This is a genomic window from Neobacillus drentensis (assembly GCF_036965645.1).
GTDB classification, from domain to species: Bacteria; Bacillota; Bacilli; order Bacillales; family Cytobacillaceae; genus Neobacillus; species Neobacillus drentensis_D.
This window is the reverse complement of sequence record NZ_JBALPZ010000060.1, coordinates 52,926-67,244: the sequence shown is the minus strand read 5'-3', so window position 1 is coordinate 67,244 and position 14,319 is coordinate 52,926. Positions and strand designations below refer to the sequence as shown.

Below are 14,319 nucleotides of genomic sequence, written 5' to 3'. Positions count from 1 at the left end.
GATGGAATTTAAAGAACAAGTAATTGAGTTAATAGCTGAAATTTGTCAAGACGAGGTAGTAAAGGAAAATCCGGATATTAATTTATTTGATTCCTCATTATTAGACTCTTTCGGCACAGTGGAATTACTAGTTTTAGTAGAAGAGCGCTTTGGAATCACTGTACCGATTACTGAATTTGACCGGGATACTTGGAACACTCCGAATAATATCGCCATTCAGTTGGCTGATTTTAAATGAGAAAGCCTGTATTTATACCGCTTTTTCTAGCTTTCTTTGTTTTATTTATCCTTGTGATCATTCCAGATCGTTGGATTGAGAGCCTGATTCCGAAAAACCGAATCAGCCAAGCAGCAACTGAATTAAGTCCTTTCATGTTTCAAGGGAAGTATATACAGGAAAAAATGCTTGGGGATAGCCGATATTTGCCTATCTACGGTTCATCAGAACTGGCTAGGCTGGATCGTTTTCATCCTTCTAACTATTTTCAAGAGGTCCATGAAGACTTCACACCTTTTCTGATTGGCCGTGGTGGAACTGAATCACTGATTCATTTTTTAAATTTTTCCGAACATATTAACCAGCTAAAGGATAAGAAAATCGTGTTTGTGCTGTCTCCGCAATGGTTTAATCCACTAGGAGCAGATGAATCGCATTTTGTACCTAATTATTCTTCCCTGCAAGGATATGATTTTGCTTTTAACAACCAAATTGATTCAGAGGTGAAGAAAAAGGCCATTAAGCGCCTCTTAACCTATTCATCCGTTAAAAACGATCCTATTCTCTCTACTCTCTACAAAGCTGAGATCACGAATGATCCATGGATAAAGCGGGAAGCCAGTGTTCTTCACCCTGTTGCTGTTGTCTATCGGAATTTGCTAGAGAAAAAAGATTTATATTACTCATTGGCAGGCGGTTTTTCTCGTCATCGGGACCTTACTCCGAAAGTAAGGAATAAATCGTGGAACGAGTTAGCGCAAGAAGCGGATCAACTTGGTTCCAAACGGGCAACAAACAATCATTTTTATATCGTAAACTCGCAATATAATAAAATTAAAGGTTTCTTACCGTCTTTTAAAAATAAAGACATTAATCGTTCCTATGGAACATCGAAAGAATACGGAGACTTCCAGCTTGTCCTAGATGTATTAAAACAATCCGGAGCAAAGCCTCTGTTTATCTCGGTCCCTGTTAATGGGCATTATTATGATTATACTGGGTTTCCTAAACAAGGACGTACTGCTTATTATAAACGGATTAAACAGCAAATAGAGGCTGAAGGCTTCCAAGTTGCCGATTTCTCAGGCCACGAATATGATCCATATTTCATGAAGGATACTATTCACATTGGCTGGAAGGGCTGGGTTTACACGGATCAGGCTATTAAGCAATTTTATGAGGGAAACGAAAAAAAGGTTGTTATGGTGAATCATTAAGGCATATCTGATATTTTAAAAGAAGGCTGTGTTAAAGGTTACTGATGATTTTGACACAATGTTGATTGGAGCGGAAGGCGCTCGAATCCTGCGGGAGTACGGGGCAGGGGAGACCCCGCAGGCGCTTTAGCGCCGAGGAGGNNTGGAGCGGAAATCAACATTCAAGATTAACACAGCCTAAAAGAAAGAAGGCAGCTAGTAGATAAGCTGCCTTCTTTCTTTTTTACGGATACTGCTAATTCATTTTAGTATTTTCATATTTCCGATTATAGGAAGCGGCTTTTTTTCACCCTTACTCGCATTTACCATCCCAATAATCATAAAGACTACTAAGGCAATACCAAATGCAGTATTAATTAATGACATTAACCACCATAATCTCCACAAAATTGCTGATAATATAGACAGGACAATTTCCCCGCCTATTCCTGCTAATAATAAGACGAGCCCTTGATTGGCATGGAAACGGCCGGTTTTCGAGTTAGGACAGACTAAAAGAGGCAAGAAACATAATATACCTAAATAGGAGAGAACAAAAATGATCTTATTGTCTTGGTCCTCTTTAACGATTCCAGCATCATCTACTGAAGAACGTTCTAAACCCTCTGAGGATACTTCGCTTCCACAACTGCCACAATATTTAGCGTTAACCGCCACCTGATTTCCACATTGTTTACAGATCATAAAAAGCACCTCTCTTATTATTTTTAGGCTGTGTTAAACTTGGACATTGATTGGAGCGGAAGGAGCTCGCTTTCCGCAGGCATGCCCGTTGTTCTCTCCTTTACTGATTTTTAAATCCTTCCATTATATAGTTCAAAATATTTATTTATGCCAGTCCGCATTCAAACAGAAAATCTTTTTTTAGACCATTAGTCTTATTAAAAGATGGGGCAGGCAAATAAAAAAGAGTAACCATTGCCTTCCTTCAAAGGAGAAAGGTAATAGGTTACTCTTCAAGTTTTTTCTTATATAAAATCTAATTAATTCCTTAAATAAACAGATTGATGATTAACACTCCTGCCAGCCCAACAAGAGAAGCAATCGTAACCATAACTGACCATGTTTTAATGGTTTTACCAATGGATAGGTTAAAGAATTCCTTGTAAATCCAAAAACCTGCATCATTTACATGGGAGAACGTCATACTTCCAGCACCAGTAGCTAAAACCATAAGCTCTGGACTTACATGTGTTGCTGCAACCAGTGGTGCCGCAATCCCAGCAGCAGTCATACCTGCGACAGTAGCAGAGCCTAAAACGACACGTAATATTGCGGCAATTAACCATGCTAGGATTAATGGAGAAATCGATGATCCTTCCATTAGGTGGGCAACGTATTTATCGACATGGCTATCAATCAATACTTGTTTGAATGCACCGCCGCCGCCGATAATCAATAAAATTACTGCAATACTACTAATGGATTCTGTAAGTGAATTCATCAGTTCCGGCATTTTTCTACCGCGATTAAGACCAAACGTGAAAATGGCAACGATTACAGAAATTAACAACGCAACACCAGGATTACCTAAAAATTGAGCAGCAGGTAAAAGACCTGATTTTGGTGCTACAATTTCTACAATAGCCTGGAAGGCAATAAGAATAACTGGAATAAGAGCAGTAAACATACTAATACCAAATCCAGGCATTTCCTCTTCTTTAAAGTGTTTTGGTGTAAAAAGACCTTTTGGAATCTCTACTTCTAAATCTTCCTTTTTAAATAACTTCGTATATAATGGTCCACTAATAATAACAGCAGGAATAGCGATGATAATCCCATATAATAATGTCTTACCAAGGTTTGCTTGATAGATGCCCGCAACCGCTGTTGGCCCTGGATGCGGCGGCACAAAGCCATGCATAGTAATTAACGCTGCGATAACCGGCATTCCAATGTATAGAATGGGAACACCCGCTTCTGCGGCAATCGTGAATACTAATGGGATTAAAACAACAACGCCTGTTTCAAAAAATAGAGCGATTCCAACAACAAATGCAGTAAGAACAGCTGCTAACTGCACACGCTTCTTGCCAAATGCACGGATTAGGGTAACAGAGATTCGCTGAGCACCCCCGGAATCAGCCATCAATTTCCCAATCATACCCCCAAATACAATCACTAAAGCTAGACTTCCCAAGGTGCCGCCCAAACCGGTTGTAATGGATGTCATCGCCTCGACTGGTGACATACCTTCCATTATACCTACGAGCAATCCGACTACAATCAACGAGATGAATGCGTTTAACTTAAAGACCACCATCAATAATAGTAATAATGCTACCCCTATGCAGATAAATACTATTGGCATTTTCCCCATCTTCTCCTTTGTTTAAGGGGATGCCAATACTATGTTTATTGGCATCCTTTTAAAATCTATCTACCGCTTAATATTTCAGCAACCTCTTTTAAATCGGTTTTGGATCCTACGTTCCCTGGGAAAATGACATAAGCCATACCAGGATACTTGCTTTCTTCCCCTGTTCTCCACACTGGAATTCCAGGACGAATTTGACCAGCGACTGTTGCTCTCTTCACCTTCAAGCCTTTTGTCCCAACATCACTTGAGGTAATCCCGCCTTTTGCAATGAGAAAGTTCGGTCTAACTTGTAATCTAGTGACGATACTTGTGACCGCATCTGAAATCGAAACGGAGAGTTTTAATTCTTCTTCCTTTTTACCCTCTCCAAGGTCAAGACGCTCTCTGCTGGTATAAACCGCAACGGTTTTACCGGAGCTAATAAGAGCCTCAGTTGTTTCAATTACCCGGTCACATTCTTTCTGAAATGCTTCAGGCTGTAAAACTAAATGGCTATTAAACTCAATAAATTCAATGGCACTTACCTTTTTAAGCTCTTCCAGTTGTTCGGTAGTTTTTTTTACATGGGAACCAATAATAATTAATCCGCCATTCCCTGTTTCTTCTCCCACTAATTCTGCTCTAGTAAGCAGCGGTTTATTACTCACTCCTCCGATTACTTTTGGAAGAGCGGCTGCACTCCTGAACAAGAAGTTCTTGCCGCCGTTAATAGCCTGTACTAAAGCAATGGTAAAGATTTTTACATCCGCCTCATCAACAGCATTGACTACTACCTTATTAAAATTGTCCACTTGAAGAAGCTGTTCGGTTATTTTTCCAATCTGCATAGAACGCAGCTGTTCAAGTGAAATATATAATGTATTTTCAGCAGTAAATTCTCCATTAGACTTCTCTTCAATCCATTCACCTAAATCAGATTTTGTGTAACCAAAGGTACGATCCTTGGCAAACTCTGTTTCTCCGGCAGGTATCAGTTCCTCACCGTACTGAACATAGTGAATGTTATTGATGGTAAGGCGCCCTCCCTCTTTGAAGAAAGGCAGGATTACTTCTCCATCCATTTTCAAATCAGAAGCAGTCTCAATCGTTTCCTTTAAAACGTTTGTTTCTAAAGGATAGTGGCCTCTTAACGTGGAATCTCCACGGCTGATAATCATGAACTCCCGGTTTAATTTCGAAGCCACTGTTAGAATATTTTCCGCCATTTCACGGTGCGCCTTCTCAGTTTCTTCTGCTGTAAACCCTCTTGAATTGGTTAAGATAAAGAACATGGACTGTTCTTCATTAAATCCCTGTTCAATGCTTTCTAGCGACCAATCTGTAAAAACCGAAATGTCATGGACTGTTTGTACACCTGTTGGATCATCATCCAGGACAATAATTTTTTTATTCAGTGTCTTTAGTGCTTCCGCAAGCAAATCATCAACTTGTGCACGGTTTACTTCAGGAAGAGTTTCAAGAACTTCTACGGATACACTCTTTGTCTCATTCATGTTTTAAACCCTCTTTACTTCAACATTTGCAAGTTTTTCATAATATCTAACTATGCTGCCATGATCGTCTTTAATTTTCCCATCCACCTTTAACGCATGGAAAATCTCTAATAATTGGCTTGATAGTGGTAACGGAACACCGATTTCATGGGCTGTATCCATTACATTGGTTATGTCTTTCATATTGATAGCAATGCTGCCGCCTGCAACAAAGTTTCGGTCTAAAATCATTGGTACTTTTGCATCGAGCACTGCACTTCCAGCAAGCCCGCTTCTGATGGCCTGGTACATTTTTTCAACATTAATACCAGCTTTTGCTGCTAATACAAGTGCCTCAGACATTGCGGCAATGTTAAGGTTTACAATAATCTGATTAGCCAGTTTTGCCGTTACACCACAGCCATTATCACCTACTAAGGTTACATCCTTTCCCATGCCGTAAAGAACAGACTGAACGCTTTCAAAAACATCTTCCTTACCGCCAACCATGATGGCTAACGTACCGTCAATGGCTTTTGGTTCTCCGCCGCTAACAGGTGCATCAAGCATTCCTACACCTTTTTTTGCCGCTTCATCTGCAAGTTCTCTTGATACTTCAGGAGTAATAGAACTCATATCAATGATGACAGAACCTTCATTTGCTCCTTCTAAAATGCCATTCTCACCTGTAACAACTTGTTTCACGTGCTGAGAAGCTGGCAGCATGGTAATAATGACATCACTTTTTTCTGCTACTTCTTTAGGTGATGCTGCTGCAGTCGCTCCAGCCTCTACTAAACTATTTACCGCCTCTTGATTAAGATCAAATACAGTCAGTGTGTGCCCTGCCTTCATAAGGTTTAATGACATAGGTTTTCCCATTATTCCAAGTCCAATAAAGCCAACTTTTCGTTCCATCTTTATTCCTCCTTGATTTCTATCATTTAATATACAATAAGCTAATTGCGTCTCTCAGAACCATCGCAACCGCTTTCAATTAGTGTTTACATTTGCTATTGTATACTAGCTTTACTATTTTGTATACATTTTTATTTTTTTTGTATACAAAATTTTATTTAGTGTATACTGGATTATAGATAAAAGATGACTTTGGTATTTTTTTGTCTTTAAATTTGGTAAGATAATTTTAATTAGTGAAATCATATTTGAGGTGAAATCTTTGTTAGGAAGTGATCGTTCTCGTCCTGCTTTCCATCAATCCTATGAAATTATTCGTGATAAAATTTTAAATGGAGAGCTTCCCGGAGGGACCAAGATCGTGGAAGAAAAGGTTGCTGCTGAATTAGGTGTGAGCAGAACCCCTATCCGTGAGTCCATTCGTAAATTGGAACAAGAAGGGCTTATTGTGAATAAGAGGGTAGTTAAGCCGACCGAAAAGGATTTGAGAAATATGTTTCAAGTCCGTATTCTATTAGAAGGCTTTTCAGCAAAATGTGCAGCATCCTATCTGAAGGAAGACGAACTGGAATCTCTATGTAACTGTGTTGAGATTGGAAGGAAAGGTACTGTCGAAGAGATCATGCGTGCTAATGAACGCTTTCATGAAATTATTGTTCACGCCAGCAATAATCCAGTTATGATTGATATTATTGACCGGATGCAATCTACGATTTATCTTTTCCGTAAAACCGTTGTATTTTACAACCGTCCTCATCTAATTGATGAACATGAAGAAATCTACAAGGCCATTAAAGCAAGGGACGGCGAAAGGGCAGAAATGCTGATGAAAAGCCATTTACAAGCCGATTTAGACTTTTGTCTGCATCTAATTGGAAATTAGGGTTAAACAATTGACACATCTTTCTGCCATTTGGGGAGATGTGTTTTTTATGTTAAAAAGCACCTGCATAATGCAGATGCTTTATTTATTGGAGTCCTGGTGAAAACTTAACAAGAAATTTACTCCTATACAGTCATTTTCCAATTTGATACTGCCAGCCAGTTTTCTTTTTCCTGATAATTGGGCATTATTTTTCCAACAAGCCGCCAGAAAGAGCGGTCATGGTTCAGATGGACCATATGGCACATTTCATGAATGACTACATACTCAACGACTTCTCGTGGTGCCATCGCCAGCCTCCAATTAAATGTTAACTGCTGTCTTGAATCACAGGTTCCCCAGGTCGTTTTACTATCTGTAATCCGTATAGAACGTGGTTTTGTTTTAAAGTAGCTTTGATAGGAGCTGATACTCTTCTCAACTATTGCTTTACACTGCTGATAATAAAAGCGTTTTAAAGCTTGTTTTATGCTTGCATCGTCTAGCTGCTTCACATAGATTTGTAACGATTCTCCGTCAAACTCAACATAGTCCTGCTCGATATTTTTGTTTTCATAGATTTGTATCGGGTAAGTGTTTCCTAAATAAAGAAAGCTCTCGCCATGTTCATAGACCTTTTTCTGCGGACCTTGCTGTCTATCCTTCATTTCGTTTAATTTTTGCTGAATAAGGTCCCAGTTTTGCTCTATTGTTTGAAGCACTCTATCATCAGGTGTCCCTTTCGGAGCCTGGACTTCCACATTTCCATAACTATCGATCGTCATTCCTATGGAGGTGCGGTTCTTGTACCTTATTTCAAAACGTATCGTCTTACCTCTGTACGTATGTATCATCTTATCACCTTTGGTGCATTATCCTCTGTATTTAATCGCTAGTCCTTTTAAGAAATTACGAGCGAATTTATCTCCGCATTCTTTATAATTCTTATGCCCTTCTTTTCTTAACAAAGCACTAAGTTCTCCTTTTGATACCCTGATTCCAGCCATTTCAAATATTTCCAGCATATCCTCAGTGGTTAATGATAGGGCTATTTTTACCTTCTTTAACAGGAGATTATTAACGTTAGCACTTTTGGGTGAAACCGGTTCTGGTGTAGACAGTCCTGGTTTAGGCTCTTGTTTGCCTCTTTTAAAAATAATTAAGCCATTTAAGAATGAATCGAACATGCTGTTATTACACTTTATTTGATGTTCACTCTCATAATCGTCATCCTCATAATCGTCGTCTGATTTTGTCAGGATCTGTATCACTTCTGGAACAGTTACTTCTACACCGCCCAGTTTAAAGATTTCTGCCATTTCTTTATTTTTTATTTCTAGCGCATATCTTAAACGAATTAGTATATCATTATTGTCCATCATGGACCTCCTTTATCTTACTCATTATTTTATTTTAGACTTTGTAACAGCCTCGGCTTTATGGAGGAAATGGGGCTGGTAAGTTTACACTCAGCAGAGAATCTTTTATATTTTAATATCATATTTACGTTTAAATTCAAAAATCTCATCGCCAGCTTTGTGATAACCACCCGATTTTTGAAAGGACTCTCTTATATCTGAGACAGCCTTATGGATAGATGGGCTGGTTAGCACATGCTCTGCAGCTTCACTTAGTTGATTCGCAGTCAAGCCATCCATTTGTAATTGAATACCGGCACCGATATTGGCAACTTGCCCAGCAATGATGGGCTGATCCGCACTTTGTGGGATTGCAATGAGCGGAACCCCATAATAGAGACCTTCATGGGTACTGTTCATTCCACCATGTGTAATAAATAATTTAGTATACCTTAGTATCTCTGTTTGTGGAACATAATTTTTTACCATGAAGTTCTTCGGGATCTCCCCTAAATCAGATAGTTGAGTTTTTTCCCCAATCGACATGACAACGGTATAATCAGTGTTCCCAAATGCTCTAAAACAAAGCTTATAAAAATCAATGGCTTGGTTAAAAACAGTACCCAGTGAAATATAAATTGGTCTTTTTTCCTGGATTGCTGTAAGGTCAAAGTTTTCTTGAAGTAATCGTGTAGAGATGGATGGACCGATAAATTTGTAAGTTTGGTCGAATGCTTCTCCAAAAGGTTGAAACTCCCTAGTTGTGTAAACGATTGTAAGCGGCGCAGGATTGCAATAAACCTCATAAGGAGAACCGATTTCGACATTATATTTTTCCTTCACCCTTATCGTCAGTCTTTGATATTCATCGTTTATTTCTTTAACCACATCTGAAGGAATGTTTTTAGAAAGCTGTTCCAACATTTTATCGAATGATTCCTTTGTCTCTGCAAAGGAAGTGCAAGAATTGACTGCCGGAAGCTTAAGGATTTGGGCAAGTAAACGTCCACAACCAAACATGGAATCATGGATGATGTAATCAAAATGTTCTCCTTCTATCTGTTCAAGCACGCTAGGTATGATAATCTCTGCCGTAAGTAATAAACCGTTAATTCTTTCAAGTAAATAATTTCTTCCACCCGAGATAAAGGCAGTTATAATTTTTTGACCGTCCAATGTTCGTACAGTAGCTCCCGTCTTCTCAATACGCTCTCGAAAGGCTTCTATCGTAAAGTACACTACCTCTTCGTCGCGGGAAATAAGCTCTTGCACAACTCCAATAGTTGGATTGATATGTCCTTCTGAACCGGCATTAATAAATAAAACACGTGCCATTTTTATCACTCCTTAGCTATCATATTTTCTAGTTTGGGTATGAATAAAGAGTCACTGCTCCATGTCACGGCCATGATTTTCCGTTTCAGGAAACGAAGAAAGGCAACACCCCAATCGGTCAGTTGCCTTTCTTTAAAATGAGCTGTGATACAAATTCGACGTGCGATATCACACCCAAAATTAGACCCTTAGCGATCCGCGGAAACCTCTTGCAGCATAGTACGATTCTGCTCCATTGTGGTACACAAAGATAGTGTCGTAGCGACGATCACAAAAGATGGCCCCACCTAGTTTTCTAATAGTAGCAGGTGTTTTCACCCAGCTCGATGTTTTAGTATCGAAATTCCCATGTTTCTGCAATTCCCGGTATTGCTCTTCCGTTAAAATCTCAATGCCCATGTCAGCCGCCATATCTATAGCGTTGTTTTGTGGTTTGTGTTGTTTCCTTGACTCCAGCGCTTCCAGGTCGTAACAAAAACTTCTCCGCCCTTTAGGACTTTCCGCTGAACAATCATAAAAAATGTATTCGCCCGCCTCTTGGTCATGAACAATAACATCCGGTTCACCGCCGGTTCTTTCCATTTCGTTAAGCGACCACAGTTTTTCAGTATTAGTTTCTAGCTTTGCCTGTACTTCAGCCCATTCAATTCCTTCATGGCGATTCATGTTTTTTTCAAAACGAGCCTTCAATATTCCGAGTATTTCTTCACGTTGTTCTGGTGACAACTGCTTTTTTTCATTTGTCATACTTAACCCTCATCATCTATTATGTTTAGAACTAGTTTTTTAAGATTTCTGTTTATCTGACTTAAAACACACAAAACTATATGGGTATTTATCGCTGTAATCCTTGATTTTACTACTTAGTTTTGTTCGAGCAGAGCAACTGTTTCCACATGGGTAGTCATCGGGAACATATCAACCGGCTGCACTTCAACCGTTTTATAGCCGCCATCCTCAAGGATTCGTAAATCCCTGGCAAGAGTCGCAGGGTTACAGGATACATAGACCACTTTCTTAGGCTTCATATCAATAATCGTCTGCAGCAGCGCCTCGTCACAGCCTTTACGGGGCGGGTCAACCACGAGCACATCCGCAGTATTGCCTTCCTTGTACCACTTCGGAATGACAATTTCTGATTCTCCGGCAGCAAACTCGGCATTGGTAAGTCCATTCAACTCCGCATTTCGCTTAGCATCTTCAATCGCTTCCGGAACCACTTCTACACCGAAAACCTTCTTAGCCTTTTGTGCTAAAAATAAAGATATCGTCCCGATTCCGCAATAAGCATCAATTACAGTTTCTTCCCCGCTCAAATCAGCATACTCCAGAGCCTTGTCATAAAGCACCTTTGTTTGGACCGGATTCACTTGGTAAAACGACAAAGCAGAGATGGCAAATTTCACATCGCCAATATAGTCATAAATGACCTCGCTTCCCCATAAAACCTTCGTTTTTTCTCCGAGGATTACATTCGTCCGTTTCGAATTCACATTGTGAACGACCGATTTCACCTTCGGCAGCCGGGCTGCAATTTCTTCAACCAGCTTATCCCTTTGTGGTAATTCTGCCGTTCTCGTAATCAGCACAACCATAAGCTCGCCCGTCTGCTTCCCGAAGCGCGCCATAATATGACGAAGAACTCCTTTATGGGTCTCCTCCTGGTAGGCGGGGATACCAAGTTTGCTGCAAATCTCTTTGATTGTCTGAACGGCCTCATTAATTTCCGGCAGTTGGATGAGACTCTCATCCGTATCGACTATTTCATGGCTTCTCGGTTTAAAAAAGCCGGCAATCAACTTACCGTCTTTTTCACCAACAGGCACCTGGGCTTTATTTCGATAATGCCAAGGATTTTCCATGCCAAGAATCGGATGAACGACGACATTTTCTAGTTTGCCGATTCGAGTCAGCACTTCACGGACCTGATTTTCCTTATATTTTAGCTGGCCCTCATAGCTGATATGCTCGAGCTGGCAGCCGCCGTATTTAGGGCGGTCACCGCTTGAAATTTCAACCCGGTATGGGCTTTTTTCATAAAGCTCGATTAATCTTCCGAAGCCATAGCTTTTACCGGTCTTAATTACTTTCACTTTGGCTTTTTCCCCCGGCAGTCCGTTTGGAACAAATAGTGGATACCCATCTACCTTAGCGACCCCTGATCCGTCATGAGTTAAATCGTTGAACACTACATCTATATATTCATTTTTTGTTACTGGAATGGTTTTGTTCATTTATTTCTTCCTTTTCTCCGGAATTGACTAGAAAGATTGTAACATACAATGGGTTGGAACACGAAATGGGGCTTATGAGGTGCCGCGATTCCTCGGGTTTTTGTGATCATTCAGCATCAATCCTTATTCATTCCGCCGTTTTTTCCTTTAATTCCGTCTAAAGTTTAAATTTTTCCGCCGAATCTCTCTGTAATTCCGCGAAAATGCGTATTTCAGCCATTAAGAAGGACGCCCCAATTTCAGGACGCCCTAAAAATTATTCTTCTGCTTTCATCGCAGCCACTTTATCTTTTACCTCTTCAATATTTCTCATCTTGTTATCCCAGCACTTTTGACTCAAGTCAACAGGGTACTCTTCCGGATTCATCGTACGCTTATACTCATCCCAAAGACTATCCAGGTTTTGCTTTAAATAGGCTCGAGACTCTTCTAAACAAGGGACTTCATATACTAGCTCACCGTTAGAAATTATATCCAAATGGAGTTCTTTTGCCGTAAAATTCGTTACTACTTTATTGATAAATGTATGGGTTGGGTGGAACATGCGCAGCCGTTTTTCCGGCAGCACTTCATCTTCCATCGCAATATAATCCCCTTCGGCATGGTGATTGATATTATTAATAATCCGGTAAATTTTTTTCATTCCCGGAGTCGTTACCTTCACCGGATTAGAGGAAATTTTAATGGTATCCTCTAAATCACCATTTTCATCTTCAATCGCAACAATTTTATAAACTGCACCAAGGGCAGCCTGGTCATAAGCCGTAATCAGCTTCGTCCCAATTCCCCAGCTGTCAATCCTTGCCCCTTGCCCTTTCAAACTCATAATTGTATATTCATCAAGGTCACTTGAGGCCACGATCTTCGCGTCTGGAAAACCGGCATCATCCAGCATTTTACGAGCTTCCTTAGAAAGATAAGCAAGGTCACCGCTATCAAGGCGGATGCCGATGAAATTAATCTTATCGCCCAGCTCCTTCGCCACCTTGATGGCATTAGGCACTCCAAGACGAAGAGTATCATATGTATCCACTAAAAAGACACAATCTTTATGTGTTTCCGCATATTTGTGAAAAGCTGTATATTCATCCTTATAGGCTTGGACCATCGCATGCGCATGTGTCCCAGAAACCGGAACGCCGAATAGTTTTCCGGCCCGCACGTTGCTGGTCGAGTCAAAGCCTGCCAGATAGGCCGCTCTCGTTCCCCAAATGGCCGCGTCCATCTCCTGAGCCCGTCTTGTTCCAAATTCCATCGCCACCGCATCACCAACAACCTGCTTCATTCTAGATGCTTTGGTCGCAATTAATGTTTGATAGTTCACAATGTTGAGTAACGCTGTTTCAATGATTTGTGCCTCGCCTAGCGGTGCATCCACCCGTAAGATAGGTTCATTGCCAAAAACGAGCTCTCCCTCTTGCATGGAACGAATCTCCCCAGTGAATCGCATATTTCTTAAATAGTCGAGAAAATCATCCTTGTAACCCACTTCATTTTTCAAATATTCAAGGTCATCTTCACTGAAACGAAACCCTTGAATAAATTGAATCACCTTTTCTAAACCGGCGAAAACAGCATAGCCATTTCCAAATGGCAGCTTGCGGAAAAACAGCTCAAATACCGCACGTTTATTATGTATGCCATCTCTCCAATACGTCTCTGCCATATTAATCTGATACAAATCGGTATGCAGAGATAAACTATCATCATGATAAATGTGTTTCATCATAAAACCTCCGGAATACTATTACAGCATATTGCATTATTACACATCATAACATTTTAAAACCTATTTCACCATAGCAGCGAGGGTTAGTTCAAAGTGATCGAGTGCCCATTCATGACCAGCTTGATTAAAGGAAGCGACTGCGTCCTTATAGACAACAATTTTAAATCCCCTGTTGTAAGCATCCACCGCCGTATGAAGCACACAGATATCGGTACAAACACCAACAAGATGCACCTCAAGTATCCCACGCTCGCGCAGTTTAATTTCAAGATCTGTTCCTGCAAAGGCAGAATAACGAGTTTTATCCATATAGGCCACATTCTCAAGCTGTTTATTATCATCGTATACCCCCTGAAGATCGCCGAACAAATCACGGCCAGCCGTTCCTCTCAGATTATGGGGCGGGAATAATTTCGTTTCCGGATGATATTGATCACCTTTGTCATGAACATCAATCGCAAAAACAACATAGTCGCCATTTTCAATAAATCCCCTTGTGAGCTCAACAATTTTAGCTTCAATTTGCTGCCCTGGCACCCCACAGGTTAACGCCCCGGCATCCGCGACAAAATCATAGGTATAATCAATATTAATTAAGGCTTTCATTCTGGATTCCTCCTAAAAAAAGTCTTTCACTCATTATACACAGATTATGGA

At 40.3% G+C, this 14,319-nt stretch carries 14 protein-coding genes; 3 read left to right on the top strand and 11 right to left on the bottom strand.

Features of this window, described 5'->3' with window-relative positions; all coding sequences use genetic code 11:
* Position 1: 1 nt before the first annotated feature.
* Both dltC and dltD read left to right on the top strand, forming a co-directional pair.
* On the top strand, positions 2–238 hold the full coding sequence (dltC, locus tag V7266_RS12865) for a D-alanine--poly(phosphoribitol) ligase subunit 2 (protein ID WP_144567131.1): 237 nt from the start codon (positions 2–4) through the stop codon (positions 236–238).
* Positions 235–1,434: a D-alanyl-lipoteichoic acid biosynthesis protein DltD gene (gene dltD / locus V7266_RS12860; protein WP_335468284.1), complete on the top strand. Its 1,200-nt coding sequence runs from the start codon at positions 235–237 to the stop codon at positions 1,432–1,434. The genes dltC and dltD overlap by 4 nt, the downstream gene beginning before the upstream one ends.
* A 240-nt stretch (positions 1,435–1,674) precedes the next feature.
* On the opposite strand, the gene V7266_RS12855 is transcribed toward dltD, so the two are convergent.
* From V7266_RS12855 to garR, 4 genes are all read right to left on the bottom strand, one after another.
* Positions 1,675–2,118: a zinc-ribbon domain-containing protein gene (locus V7266_RS12855; protein WP_335468283.1), complete on the bottom strand. Its 444-nt coding sequence runs from the start codon at positions 2,116–2,118 to the stop codon at positions 1,675–1,677.
* Between the two features lie 307 nt (positions 2,119–2,425).
* Positions 2,426–3,745, bottom strand: coding sequence for a gluconate:H+ symporter (locus V7266_RS12850; RefSeq protein ID WP_335468282.1), 1,320 nt, complete (start codon positions 3,743–3,745; stop codon positions 2,426–2,428).
* Between the two features lie 65 nt (positions 3,746–3,810).
* Complete coding sequence (locus V7266_RS12845) at positions 3,811–5,247, bottom strand: four-carbon acid sugar kinase family protein (protein ID WP_335468281.1); 1,437 nt, start codon at positions 5,245–5,247, stop codon at positions 3,811–3,813.
* Between the two features lie 3 nt (positions 5,248–5,250).
* Positions 5,251–6,144 (bottom strand): 2-hydroxy-3-oxopropionate reductase, encoded by an 894-nt coding sequence (gene garR, locus V7266_RS12840; RefSeq protein ID WP_335468280.1) that lies wholly within the window; start codon positions 6,142–6,144, stop codon positions 5,251–5,253.
* Between the two features lie 262 nt (positions 6,145–6,406).
* Between garR and V7266_RS12835 the strand changes: the two genes are divergently transcribed.
* Positions 6,407–7,027 (top strand): GntR family transcriptional regulator, encoded by a 621-nt coding sequence (locus V7266_RS12835; protein WP_335468279.1) that lies wholly within the window; start codon positions 6,407–6,409, stop codon positions 7,025–7,027.
* Positions 7,028–7,152: 125 nt separating this feature from the next.
* On the opposite strand, the gene V7266_RS12830 is transcribed toward V7266_RS12835, so the two are convergent.
* From V7266_RS12830 to V7266_RS12800, 7 genes are all read right to left on the bottom strand, one after another.
* Complete coding sequence (locus tag V7266_RS12830; RefSeq protein ID WP_335468278.1) at positions 7,153–7,860, bottom strand: M48 family metallopeptidase; 708 nt, start codon at positions 7,858–7,860, stop codon at positions 7,153–7,155.
* Between the two features lie 18 nt (positions 7,861–7,878).
* Entirely contained in the window at positions 7,879–8,385 is a 507-nt protein-coding gene (locus V7266_RS12825; protein WP_335468277.1) for a DUF1456 family protein, read from the bottom strand.
* Positions 8,386–8,490: 105 nt separating this feature from the next.
* Positions 8,491–9,699 (bottom strand): macrolide family glycosyltransferase, encoded by a 1,209-nt coding sequence (locus V7266_RS12820; protein WP_335468276.1) that lies wholly within the window; start codon positions 9,697–9,699, stop codon positions 8,491–8,493.
* Between the two features lie 180 nt (positions 9,700–9,879).
* Positions 9,880–10,446: a DUF4256 domain-containing protein gene (locus V7266_RS12815; RefSeq protein WP_335468275.1), complete on the bottom strand. Its 567-nt coding sequence runs from the start codon at positions 10,444–10,446 to the stop codon at positions 9,880–9,882.
* 116 nt (positions 10,447–10,562) lie between these two features.
* The gene (rlmD, locus tag V7266_RS12810) at positions 10,563–11,933 is read right to left on the bottom strand and encodes a 23S rRNA (uracil(1939)-C(5))-methyltransferase RlmD (RefSeq protein ID WP_335468274.1); all 1,371 of its coding nucleotides are present in this window, start codon (positions 11,931–11,933) and stop codon (positions 10,563–10,565) included.
* A gap of 256 nt (positions 11,934–12,189) precedes the next feature.
* Entirely contained in the window at positions 12,190–13,659 is a 1,470-nt protein-coding gene (locus tag V7266_RS12805; RefSeq protein ID WP_335468273.1) for a nicotinate phosphoribosyltransferase, read from the bottom strand.
* Positions 13,660–13,722: 63 nt separating this feature from the next.
* Positions 13,723–14,268, bottom strand: a complete 546-nt coding sequence (locus V7266_RS12800; RefSeq protein ID WP_335468272.1) for a cysteine hydrolase family protein — start codon at positions 14,266–14,268, stop codon at positions 13,723–13,725.
* Positions 14,269–14,319 lie beyond the last annotated feature (51 nt).